The 12,522-nt window shown below is 45.3% G+C and carries 9 protein-coding genes; 1 reads left to right on the top strand and 8 read right to left on the bottom strand.

Annotated elements, in window-relative coordinates; all coding sequences use genetic code 11:
- Window positions 1–15 precede the first annotated feature (15 nt).
- From BV902_RS13495 to BV902_RS13480, 4 genes are all read right to left on the bottom strand, one after another.
- Window positions 16–252, bottom strand: a complete 237-nt coding sequence (locus BV902_RS13495) for a hypothetical protein (RefSeq protein ID WP_147420978.1) — start codon at window positions 250–252, stop codon at window positions 16–18.
- 255 nt (window positions 253–507) lie between these two features.
- Window positions 508–1,596 (bottom strand): S41 family peptidase, encoded by a 1,089-nt coding sequence (locus BV902_RS13490; RefSeq protein WP_075992388.1) that lies wholly within the window; start codon window positions 1,594–1,596, stop codon window positions 508–510.
- Window positions 1,593–2,063: a DinB family protein gene (locus tag BV902_RS13485; protein WP_075992387.1), complete on the bottom strand. Its 471-nt coding sequence runs from the start codon at window positions 2,061–2,063 to the stop codon at window positions 1,593–1,595. The genes BV902_RS13490 and BV902_RS13485 overlap by 4 nt, the downstream gene beginning before the upstream one ends.
- A 31-nt stretch (window positions 2,064–2,094) precedes the next feature.
- On the bottom strand, window positions 2,095–2,496 hold the full coding sequence (locus BV902_RS13480) for a winged helix-turn-helix transcriptional regulator (RefSeq protein WP_083663603.1): 402 nt from the start codon (window positions 2,494–2,496) through the stop codon (window positions 2,095–2,097).
- Window positions 2,497–2,603: 107 nt separating this feature from the next.
- On the opposite strand from BV902_RS13480, the gene BV902_RS13475 reads away from it, so the two are divergent.
- A complete protein-coding gene (locus BV902_RS13475) occupies window positions 2,604–3,395 on the top strand; it encodes an alpha/beta hydrolase (protein ID WP_083663602.1) in 792 nt (263 codons plus the stop codon).
- Window positions 3,396–3,517: 122 nt separating this feature from the next.
- Here the strand turns inward: BV902_RS13475 and BV902_RS13470 are convergent, their stop codons facing one another.
- The 4 genes from BV902_RS13470 to BV902_RS13455 are packed head-to-tail and all read right to left on the bottom strand — an operon-like array spanning window position 3,518 to window position 12,514.
- Window positions 3,518–5,689, bottom strand: coding sequence for a S9 family peptidase (locus BV902_RS13470; protein ID WP_075992386.1), 2,172 nt, complete (start codon window positions 5,687–5,689; stop codon window positions 3,518–3,520).
- Window positions 5,679–7,832 (bottom strand): M14 family zinc carboxypeptidase, encoded by a 2,154-nt coding sequence (locus BV902_RS27560; protein WP_075992385.1) that lies wholly within the window; start codon window positions 7,830–7,832, stop codon window positions 5,679–5,681. Before BV902_RS27560 ends, BV902_RS13470 begins: the two co-directional genes overlap by 11 nt.
- An 11-nt stretch (window positions 7,833–7,843) precedes the next feature.
- The gene (locus BV902_RS13460; protein ID WP_075992384.1) at window positions 7,844–9,295 is read right to left on the bottom strand and encodes a RagB/SusD family nutrient uptake outer membrane protein; all 1,452 of its coding nucleotides are present in this window, start codon (window positions 9,293–9,295) and stop codon (window positions 7,844–7,846) included.
- A gap of 12 nt (window positions 9,296–9,307) precedes the next feature.
- Complete coding sequence (locus BV902_RS13455) at window positions 9,308–12,514, bottom strand: SusC/RagA family TonB-linked outer membrane protein (protein WP_075992383.1); 3,207 nt, start codon at window positions 12,512–12,514, stop codon at window positions 9,308–9,310.
- Window positions 12,515–12,522: the final 8 nt, after the last annotated feature.

Here is a 12,522-nt window from a genome sequence, read left to right as displayed (position 1 = left end):
TTGCTAAATCCCAGGTTAGGGACATTCGGTCGCTGATAGAAAAGATGCCTTGAAACCTCTTATGGCCAAGAGATTAAGAACAACCCCTTCGTCACGTCGTAATGTCCGGATGGTAATGGTGCATAGTTTATCCTGAAGATCTGCCGAAATGTATTTTAGATCAGCGATATGCCGGCTAAGGTAATTAATCAGTTCAGTGCGTTTTGTGAGCACCTGAGCCGAAACAGAAAAGGTCAGTAAGTAATATTTCATATTCCGTATAAGTTTTTTAATAATTGCGCATTCCGAAATTAAAGCCAGATTTTTCCTATTATCGGCTCTATGCTCGCTAAACTGTCGTAAATATAAAAATTTCTGACCATTATAAAACAATAGTCAGAAGTTAAAAAGTGTTATTATCGCCATTTTTTGCTTCCAGCAATCGCCAGCATAATTTAACTGTAAAGAAGTAATAAGTCTGTTTTTCACCATTTCGAAAGGATGGGAAAACGGAGCCGTATTGATTATCTACCACTCAAGGGTTTTGGCAAAAACGTCGATCTGCGGAGTGCCAAGGTTAATATCACTAAGGTCAGTACGGAGAATGAGTGATCCCAAAAGTTCCAGGGCCTTGATTATTTTACGATCCTTTTCCAGCGCTGTGAGGTTGTCGCCACCCAGGACTTCAAAATCAGGCGAAATATAGGATTTATAAACTTTTAAATTCCTGTCCACCACATAATCTGTTGACAAGTTAATGCCCGCATGATCATTTATTTTAAACCCCTGCACCGCGGTTGTATAATTTGCGGTCTTTTCCCCTACAATAAACGTATTTTTTCGCCCAATAAAGGATATGGCGGTCATTTCACCCGCGCTTGCCGTATAGCAGCTGGTCAAAACAACCAATGGAACATCATTTGCAATCGGATAAATCAACGCTGATTTTCTGTCCAGCAGATTTCCATCTATCAGCAACTTTCCCGCCTTAATTTCCCAGTCGCCAGTAGATTGATTACCTGCATCCCTAAAACCCCCAAAGTGGACATTGTTTCCGATAAACTCTTTCAATCCGAGTAATATTGGATACATATTTCCTCCGGTATTTAATCTCAGGTCTATAATCCAGCCTTTAATTTCTGCCGAATTGATCCCATTGATATGGGCCACAATATCATCAGCGATACTATCTACTTTTTTAAATGCAAAATCACTGTTTCCAACTATTCGGAGATATCCTACTTTATGATCAATCACCTCACTAAACGTACTCTTTTCCGTGTTAAGCCTATTTTTCAGATAAACATTGGTCATTATATTAGGATTATTCCATCCGTAGGTTTTTCCTTTGTATTTAAGACCGCCATGATAATCGTTGAGCTGCCTAAATACGGCTTCATATAATAGTGCGGCTTCATCAATCGAGTTTAAATTTTGGGCTTTATTGTATAGTTCACGTTTAATAAACTCAAGGTTTTCTTTATGAATTGAATTGGCCGATATAAGTTCAATCGATTTATCAACAAATGATTTTACACTGTCATTTTTAAACGTTTGCGAAAACGCATATCTCGAAGAAAATAAAAGTATTAACAATAAAAACAGTCTGGTCATCATTGAATTTTTGTAGGAATAAACTTTCTAATGCTCATCATATACCCCAAATGCAGACCTTCATGAAAGTTATTCCATTCGAAAGCATCGTAAATCGAAGTCAGATGAAAGCCCGTTCCTGTTGTGCGTTCCTGAAAGGTCACAAACTTTTTGTTGTTAAAATCACGGATGGTCGGTTCAATCTGATCGAGGAGCAATCTTTTCAGCAGATCAGCTTCCTGCTGCGATACCGCTGCTGAAGGTCTTGTTCCGGACTGGTAGCTGTTGAAGATTTCCTCAGGGATATGTCCTTCTACCTCAGATCCGATATAGATTAATTTATGCTGTGTGGCAATGATGTGCCCGATATTCCAGATCAGGTTGTTGCTGAAGCCGTCAGGAATGCGATTGAGCTGTTCCAAAGAATAGTTTTCAAAGAATTTGAGGTAAGCCATCCGGCTCGTTTTCCATGCGCGAAAGAGTGATTCCATGAGATTTAAATAGCGTTAACAAGAATGATCCTTAGCGCGTTCCGCTTACCACATTTAGCTGGCAATAGTCATTGCCAGTAATTTTCCATTTTAGCCCCCAGTGATGCAGGTCAAGGATAATTTTCAGCAGTTCTCTACCCTTTTCCGTGGGGCTATAACGAATCTGAGGCGGTATTGTATTTTCAATATCTTCGGTGATGACAAGCGCTTCTTCTTTCAGCTCCTTTAAACGTTTACTCAGTACCTGATCGGAAAGTGTTGGAAACATTTTTTTCAATGTACTGAACTGCGATACATCTTCTGCAATACAATATAAAATCTGCATTTTCCAACGCAATGATATTTGCAGCAATACTTCGTTCACATCGCATGCCTGTGCCAACGTCTGCAGATTCTCCGTGTTGGTCGATTGTTCTTTTCGGGGTGTTGCCATTCTAAATATCAATTTATAGCTACTCACTTCAGGATGAGTTATTGTGCGGACAAAAGCTTGCCTATACCTTTGTCAGGTATTAAAAAACAGTATAAAATTATAAAAAAATGAAACAACTGAGAACTTTATTTCTGCTTCTCCTGCTATTAGGAAGTATGTTATCCGGTTACGCTCAAAACCAAGATCGTCGTCCGACCTATGTGCTGGTGCATGGCGCTTGGCATGGCGGCTGGTGCTGGCAGGCCGTCGGACAGATGCTAACTGATGCGCATTACAAAGTCTACGCCCCTACGCTAACCGGACTTGGCGAGCGTAAACATCTGATCGATCCATCGATAGATATCGACACCCATATCCAGGACATTGTCAACCTGATCGAGATGGAAGATTTGCATGATGTGTATCTGGTGGGGCACAGCTATGCCGGTGCCGTGATTGCCGGAGTTGCCGATCGCATTCCGTCACGATTGCACAAATTGATTTTTCTGGACGCTATGATTATTGAAGATGGTCAGAGTCCCATTTCTTTGCAACCCAAGGCTGTGCAAGAAGTTCAGCTCAAAAACATTCAGCGGAAAGAAAATTTTGCTCCTTTTGATGTTACTTTGTTTGGTGTTACAGCACCCAGCATGGTCGCCTGGGTCAAGGATAGGCTCAGTCCACAACCCTTTGGCACATTCGCCCAGCGGCTGCACTTAAAAAATCCATATGGTAATGGATTACCCTTGGTCTATATCGCATGCACGGATCCCCAACTGCCCATCATGAAGGAGATGAGTGAAAAAGTACGCGCCGACCACAAGCTCAACTGGCAGTATCGGGAGATCGCTACGGGGCACGATGCCATGCTCACAGAGCCGAAAAAATTAGCGGATATGTTTATGGAGCTCGTGGATTGAATTTTGGTTGATTGCCGAGAAAATAGACTTGGCAATCAACCAAACTAAGCAACCGCTGCTAAAGCCTTTTGGACTTCAATATAAAAGTTTGGATGCTCCATCATCATCGTTAAGCATAAGAATCAGTGCCGATAACGTTCAAAGAATTCATAAGTGCGCAACAGCTGATCGAGGCGTTGGCCTACATCTCCGGAGCGTGTGATCTCATGATCGGCGTGCGGGTGTCTGACATATTCTGTATCACGTCCCAAATATTTGAGCTGCTTGTACAGAAAATCACTCTGCACAGGACCTGTACGGTTGTCCTGCTCCCCATGAAAAATAAGTAATGGTGTTTTTATCTTTTCGGCATAGGTTGTTGGCGATTGCGCCAAAAGAATATCCCGCATCCCCTTTTCCCATGGAAATCCGTCAAAATAGCGTTTCAACATGGGCCACACATTGGCGCTACCAAAAAAGACATAGAGATCGTACACCCCTCGCTGACTGGATGCAGCGCGGAACCTACGCTCATGCGCCAATATCCAGGTGGTTAGATACGCACCATAAGATCCGCCAGTTATAAACAGCTGCGTGCTATCGACGATACCGGTTGCAAGCGACAGATCTACGGCCTTAAGGACATCACGTGATGGTCCAGGGCCCCAATCTTTAAAATTAGCTTTTAAAAAACTCTCCCCATAGCCGCTCGAACCGCGTGGATTTGAAAACAACACAGCATAACCACGTGCGCGAAAGTATTGGTACTCGTGCCACATACTGGCATCCGCAGGACCGAACATCGAAGCTGGCCCGCCATGAATCTCTACCAGAAGCGGATAACGTTTGTCCGTCTGGTAATTTGCAGGCTTCAAGAGCCAATAGTCGACCTCCAGTCCCTTTTCATTTCGAAAACTGCTTTTTTGTGCAATACCAATATTTTTTCCCGATAGCCATCCTGAATTGATCTCACTAATGACAGCACTATTTTTAAAATTGGCGTCCGCACGGTACAGCTCTGATGGATTTGCGAAAGTAGTTTTTGTGTAGAAAGCTTTCTGACCATTTACCCAATAGTCACCGATCCCCTCTTCCACCGAACTCAAGGTGCGTATATCGCCAGATTTTATATCCGCGCGATTTATGGTACGTCCGCCTCTATCAGACGCAATAAAGTAGACTGATTTTTCATCTGCTGAAAACTGTATATTACTTAGGCTACGGTCTACAGCCAGGCTATTACCTTTCCAGTTTTGGGTATCATAGATAAACAATTCACCGACTGTCAATGAATTCTGCCGGCCTCGATTCACGGCAACCCATTTTCCTGATGCCGATACCGCAGCCACCTGAAAGCGATGTATGTTATCCCCCAAAATTACCTGCCTTTTTTTACTAGGCAGGTCAAATAAGATCAGATCCGTCGATGCTACGCGGTCCGGATGAAGGCCATTTTCGGTCTCCACGCTTAAAAGTACCTTGTTGTTCCCTAAAAATTCCGCTCCTGTATAGCTTCGAAAGCCTTGGGTTAAAGGAACAGGCTGTGTTTGGGCTGCAAGATCCAATATGTACCAATGCGTAAAGCGGATTTCGCCCGTCGTTGAATTTTCTGTCTGAAACTGCAGCTTGTTGGTCACTTTGGCGATACCCTGCTGTTCATCATGTTTGAGATAAGCAATTATTTCTGCTAGGCCGCCGTCACGATCTTCTTGCGCAGGTTCAGCTAATAAGGATACATTATGGCTATCCGCCGGTTTTTCCGTCGACCATGGTGGCACATAGCCAGCAGGATTGAAATCTTTACTTTTTACCAGCTCGCCAAGCGTAAAGCTACTTGATAAAAGTACCTTTGAACCATCTGGACTGAATCGTACAGTACCCAGCCCCTGCTCGAGCTCGGTTAGCTGTTGAGGTTGCTGACCGTCTGATGGAAATAAAAAAAGCTGCGAACGTTTGTTGCTTCCCTTGCCAACAGCCCATCTGCGTCCATCCGGACTGTATAAGATTTGCGTAAACTGCGGATCAACCTTCTGCGTATCAACCTTTGCTGTCGATGCCGTCCTGTTTACATACCAGATCGTTTCATAGCGAAAACCGGCATGCTTGGTCGTATCTGCAACTATGCCGCGCACGGCATAAGCCAGTTCACTTCCGTCCGGTTTCACCTGCAGGTCAACGATATTTTTTATTCGAACCAGATCACTCGCCACGATCAAACTATCCGTCGCCGGTGCCCCGGCAAAAGCTGGAGAAACACTCCCCAGCAGCAGACAAATTAGGTAGCACTTCCAACCTTTGTATTCACTAGCTTTCATTGAGTTTTTCGATTAATTTTTGTGCAGAAATACGGGCTTTGCGCTGTATAAAATCAGCGTCGGTATTGTCGCCAATTTCATAGACCAATGCTTCGGTATTATACGTTTTATACAAATAGCTATAAGCCGTAAAGGTCGAGCCACCCAAATACAGGGGCTTCACCAGTGGTTCATACCCTGGAATAGCTTCCTTGACCGCGGCTATCCAGATGGGAATAAAGCCAGGAAACCGACTTGGCAAGGCAGGATCCACCGTGTAGTAAATATCGCTTCCCGTAGAATGAAAATCGATGGCAAAATAAAGCTCGCGGCCCTGCTGCTCGATTTCTCGTTTAAAATAATCGCGCAGCGCAACAGTTTCGGGCTGGTTAAATTCGGCCCAGTCACGATTGAGGTCAACACCATTGGCATTGGCACGCCAATGTCCTAGATCCACTCCATCTGGATTAACGATGGGGGTCAGGTAAATACGATATTTCTCACGAAACCGCTTTGCATCGTCGCTATTACCCAAGAGGTATTCGACAAAGCTGGCATATGCATAATGTCCTGTAATTTCGGGTGGATGCTGTCTCCCGAGGACCGCAATAGCCTTTTTACTTTGCGGATTGCCCGCCACATATACATTAATTGGTTTGCCAAGGGCCGTTTTACCCACTTCCTGTTTTTGTATTTGAACAGCAGGATTTACCTGTTCAATCCAGCTATATACTGCTTTCGACGGAATATTTGCTTGTGCCGAGATCCATGTTCTCTTACTGGAGATCGGCAGGTCAAAAGAAGCACCGTTGATCTTATTCCAGTTCGTTCCGTCTATACTCACTTTCGGGTCGTAACGATGACGCACGCCGGAAGGATAGTCAAGCTGGATTTTTATCGTCGTATCGCGGGCGGACCAGACCTGAAAACCATACCAGGGACTAGGATTGATCGGCGTGCGTTCCGGCGCGACCTGCAGGTGGTATACGCCTTCACTGGATTTTGTGAGTCCATTCAGTCGGGCACCATCGTAATCATTGCTAAAAAAGACCCGTTGATCCACGGTGAAAGTGCCGCGTTCCTGTTTGACGATAGCTTGGGATTTGGTCGATTCATAGCTAATCGGATTCTGCCCTTTAAAATCTTTTTTCAGTCCGCCAATCTCGGTTTTCCCTTGATTAAACAAACTGTCCAAAACCTTTCCCAGTTCTTCGCCACGGACATTCTTGGCAATGATTGTCCCCTTATCATCCACCAAAAAATTGGCGGGAATTGCCCGAACAGCATAAGTAGCGGCAATTTCGCTGTTCCAGTATTTTAATTCGGAGACATGCTGCCAGGTCAGGTGATCGTCGGCAATACCTTTGAGCCAAGCTTCTTTCTTCTTGTCCAGTGAAATAGCATAAATTTCAAAGCCCTGGGATTTATATTTTTGATAATTGGCCACAATATTGGGATTTTCCTTCCTGCAGGGAGGACACCATGAAGCCCAAAAATCAATCAATGTATATTTCCCCAAATGATCGTAGAGCGCCTGCGGGTTGCCATCAGGGTCATTGGCGACAATGGCCGGCGCTTTCTTGCCTACGGCTACCTGCCGCGTCACGGCGATGATTTTGCGAAGATCCTGTATATAACGCGATTGCTGCTGAGGCCCGGAGAGCAGGGCGATATGCGCTTCCAGTTCTTCCGGAGACAATCGATAGGACCATTCCCTATAAAGCAGGTAGCTTGAAACGATATTATCCGGATATTTTTGGATGAAGGATCGTATATCGGGTTTGCGCTGCGCCCGATATTCTTCAAAGAGTTCCTGGCTTTTCGACCCAGATAATGATACCGACTGTCTGTTGTCATCTTTTGCATCGATCGTCACTTTATTATCCCCTACATCCAGAAAAACATAGCTCGGAACCACATCCCGCTCTGTAGAAATGCCATACAGGTCAGGCAACGGAAGTTGCTTCCGGAAAACAAAGGAGCCCTTTTTCACCTGAGCAGAATCAATCACTGTAAATATTTTATTTTCAAAACGTTGCAGATACACCACAGTAGCATCGCTATTCTTGACTGTTCCTTTGAGTGACAGGGTCTGTTGTTGTGCGTGTAAGGATCCTGCACTGACCAGCAGTAAAGGAATAAGGAATTTACTTGTCTTATTCATGTTTGACTAGTTTAGTTAAAAAGTTTATTAGCCGCCAATTCGGTGTTAGGCGCTGGAAAAATATAGTTCTGGGCTGTTGTAGGTACCGAAGGTGTCTGTATATTCGCATCACCTTTTGCGGGCAGCTCTTTCAATTGACGGAGCAAATCGTGCCCCCGCAAGCCCTCACCTAGCAATTCTATTCGTCGTTCTTTGGCAATGGCTTCCAAGATGGCCGTTTTGCTTGCCAGAGCGGCCACAGGAAATTCAAAACTCGCATCAGACCGTTGGTGCACAGCCTTTAAGAGTGCGCCTGCAATCGTTAGCTGTTCGGCCTGCGCAGCAGCTTCTGCATAATTTAACAAGACCTCAGCATAGCGAATAACCGGAATATAGTCTACGTAAGGAGAAGCCTTTGCATATTTTTTCAGGTATTGTTTGTCGCCATTGGCCTGAAGGAGGTTACGTCGTTTATCTGCCTGACGCCACTGCGTGTCGTTTAAAATGCCATTTGGATTAAGATAATATTCTTTATTGACAAGATAGATATATCCTACCGCAGACTGCCCCGAAAGTGCATCCGTTGTGCTCGCCGGCATACTTAAAATAGATTCCGGCGTGGTGTAATTGCCCCCAAAAATCGTCGTAATATCTGTCTGTAACTCATTCGCAACGCCTTGCTGCGCCTTAAATGGTGCAATTTGCTGCGGGACGATCTTTTTTGCTTCCTCCAGTACCTTTGCATAATTATTGATCGTCAGGTAAACCCTGGTTTTGAATGCCCGGGCTGTATTTTTATGCGCCCGCGTCGTATTGAGCAGCGCGGTTGAATAGTTTTCTGGCAAATCCTTTTCAGCCTCATCGAGATCGCTCAAGATCTGTTTGTACACCTGTGCAACCGTACTGCGGGCGAGATCATTGTTGTTTCCGTCCACCTCGGCCTGCAGGCGTAAAGGTAGTCCCGGCGAGGCCCCCTGATCTTTGTTGTAGGGTTGCGCAAATACCGTCACCAAGCTAAAATAAGATACTGCACGCAGGAACTTTGCTTCTGCAATATAAGCTTTGGAAAGTTCAGTGCCGATGACTTCAGTCCCGGGACTGAGGGCAGCAATCAGGATATTCGCGCCGTTAATCGTAGTATAGGCCGCAGACCAGAGGTTGTTGATATCATTGGATCCCGAACTGTAGGAATTGTTCCAGCTTTCATAGGCTGTATAGCTATTGGCCGTCACATTGATAAAATCCTCGCCGCGGACATCCTGGTAAAGGAGATAACGTCCGCCATACAAACTGGCCGATTTTAAGCTTTTATAAATGCCATTGACGACCCCCTCGATCCGAGCAGGCGTATCAAAGACGTTTTTATCCGATATAGAGGTAGTCGGCACAGGAAACAATCCCTCATCCCTTTTGCAGGAGTTCAGGGTAGATACCAGTAATAATGCGCTGACTAAGTACAGATTTCTTTTTGTGTTAATTTTCATGTTTTCAGATTTTTAGAATGAGACATTTAAACCAGCTGTCCAGGTACGCCCCTGTCCGATCGAGTTCTTTTCCACGCCGATGGAGGTATTAGAATTTCCGTTGGAAGAAGACTCAGGATCTGTACCCGAATACCCCGTGATCAAGAAAAGATTCGACGCCTGACCATAGATCCGGATACTGGAAAGACCGATCTTATTAAACAGATTACCACGGAATGTATAGCCCAGCGTTAACTGTTGCAAACGTAGGAAATCAGCTTTCTCGGCATTTTGATCGATGGAAAATCCAGCGGAACCGTTTGAAATCACATCGTTATAGACCAGTCGAGGTATGTCAGTCTGCTGCCCTGCTGTAGTCCATCGATTGAGCACTTCGACCGAATTGTTGTAAAAACGCTGATCCAATAGCGTACCTCTTGTACCGTTCATGACTTTATTACCACCTGCAAAGGTGAAATTGACCGCAGCATCAAAAGCTTTATAGCGGAATGAATTATTAAAGCCGCCGTAATAAGTTGGCAGTGCCGTCCCCAAGACCTGATAGTCGGCTACCGTGATCGGATTAGCAACGCGGCCGTCCAAATAGGTCCAATTGCTCTGGCCTGAAGCTACCGCAGCACTATATTGCACACGCTCGCCATTTTTATTTATAAATATCCGCTGCCCATTTTCAGGATTTACACCATCGGTGACGGCACCGTACAGGCTACCCACCGCGTACCCCACACGTGTAATGTTGTTGGCTTCAGTGGTGGTGTGCGTATAGCCAATGATATCGGCATTGCCGGCAGACAGCGATGTGACTTTATTCTTTACATGCGTAAAATTAAGCGATGAGTTCCAGGTAAAATCCCTTTTTTTGACGATATCGCCACTGATAGCAAATTCGATCCCGCGGTTATACATGCTGCCGACATTTTTAAGAATACTGTTACCTGGAATACCTTTTGATGGTGACTGCGGTACATCCAGAATAAGTCCATTCACATTGTTTCTAAAGTAATCGACATCCACATGCAGGCGCTTTTGGGCTAAGTCCAAGCTCAGCCCCAAATTAGTCTGTTCGGAAGTCTCCCAGCCCAGATCCGGATCACCCGCCTGCGAAATGCTCCAGGTAGGCACTGTTCCATAGAGCGATGAGCTATAGAGATTGAGTGATTCATAAGCCGAAAGATTTCCATTGCCGACCTTACCCCAGCTCCCCCGGAAACGCAAGTCGCCCAGTAGGTTTGCCAAGCTGCTATTCTTATAGAAATCTTCTTCAAAAACAGACCAGCCCAGCGACACGCCACCAAAATCACCATACTTGCTGTTTGCTCCCAAAGCCGAATTACCATCCCTTCTAAAATTGGCCGTCAGGAAATAACGCTTATTGTAGTTGTAGGTAGCACGGACAAAGGTGGAGCGATAGAAACGCTCCGTAACGCTCCCGCCAGCCCCGGATAGTGTTGTCCAATTGCCCTGAAAGTTTTCAAAAAACGGATCAGAGGCGTTGTTTTGCGAGGCATTCCAGCTATCGTTGTCATATTTCTGGATATCGTAGCCCACTAACAGCGTCAGGGCATGCTTTTCGGCAAACACCTGATCATAGCTTAGGCTGTTGGTAAAATTCCAGTTGTTGCGCAGGCTGCTCACATTGGTGACCGATCCACCATTGGTATAGCCCGATGAGCCCAGATTGGGACTCAAATACGTTTTGGTAGTCGATAGGTTACGGTCTACCGCATAGGTTGTGGTGAATTTTAAGTTTTTCAACAAATGGAGTGAGGCATGTAGATTTCCCAAGATATGATCGTTGCCAGTCGTGTATTTGCTGTTGGCAAATAATGCTTCAGGATTGTAAAGTGTGTTCGTAAACAAGTTGGCTCCGGGACCTAATAAACCCGTGCTACTTAAATTGTAGCTGCCGTCATCTTTATATGCAGAGACATTTGGCGGCAATACCAGCGCCAATCGAGCGCCACCGATCAACAGCAGCTGGCTGCTGGGCAAGGAGCCCGAATTTTTGGCGTCGTTGAAGGTATTGTTGTAAGTCAGGTTGCTACCAAGCGAAAACCAATCGTTAACTTTATGCTCTATATTAAACCGCAGGCCTTTGCGGTCGAAGCTGTTTTTTGCAAAAAAGCCTTCCTGGTCCGAGTAATTTCCCGAAAAATAATACTGTGTATTTGCGTTGGCTCCGCTTACGGCGAGGCTATGGTTGTGGCTATAGCCGGTGTTATAGACATGATCGTACCAATTCGTTTCAACCAGCTTACCATTGGCATCATACTGCGGGAAGAAAAGCGCACTCACCACCTTATCGTTACTGGCGTTTCCTGACAAGATCTTGTTGTTCAATACAGCTTCATTTTTGATATCGATATACTGACTGGCATTCAGCAGCTTAGGCAAACGTGTCGCGGATACGGCAGAACCCCAGACGTCGTAGGTAACTTTTGCGCGGCCTTGTTTGCCTTTTTTGGTTGTTACGATCAATACACCCCCTGCTGCCCTCGAACCATAGATTGAAGTAGAAGCCGCATCTTTCAAGACATCTATCGATTCGATATCCGAGGGATTGATATCTGCGAGCGGATTATTGGCCACATTAGATGTGCCAATATTACCCGTATTGACGGGAATACCATCGATGACGATCAAAGGATACGAACTGAGGGATATCGAATTCAGGCCCCGCACCCGTATAACAGGTGGATTATTGAGCAATCCATTCGGCAAAGATATACTTACGCCCGAGGCCTTACCCGCCAGGGCCTGGTCAAAACTTTGTACGGGGATATCTTTGATTGCTTCTGCTGAGATCGTTGATGCTGCACCCGTAAAGTCTTTTCGTTTTTGGGTTCCATAGCCCACGACGACGACTTCTTCCAGCGTACGGTCCTCGCGAACCAAGCGTACAGTATCCCCCGGCTCTTCAATAAGGGCGATTTGCTCTTTATAGCCGACGGATGAGACGACGACTCGTGCAGGTAGCTTTTGTCCAGTGACAAAAGCAAAATTGCCCTTTCGGTCTGTGGTCACAGCATGCGTAACACCATAAAGCTTGACCGTAGCACCTTCAATAGGCTGGCCATTTTCGGCATCAATCACCTGCCCCCGGAAGGATGCATTTATAATCGTTTTTGGAGTTTCCTGTGCGTAAGTTACCAATGGCTGTTCTGCCAGGCCTGCCAATAACAGGTACGCCGAATAGTGTAGTATTCTTCTCTTATTCATAGGTAGAA

The organism is Sphingobacterium sp. B29 (assembly GCF_001952815.1).
Classification (GTDB): Bacteria; Bacteroidota; Bacteroidia; order Sphingobacteriales; family Sphingobacteriaceae; genus Sphingobacterium; species Sphingobacterium siyangense.
Note: the sequence above shows the minus strand (reverse complement) of the source record. Positions and strands in the feature narration are given on the sequence as shown.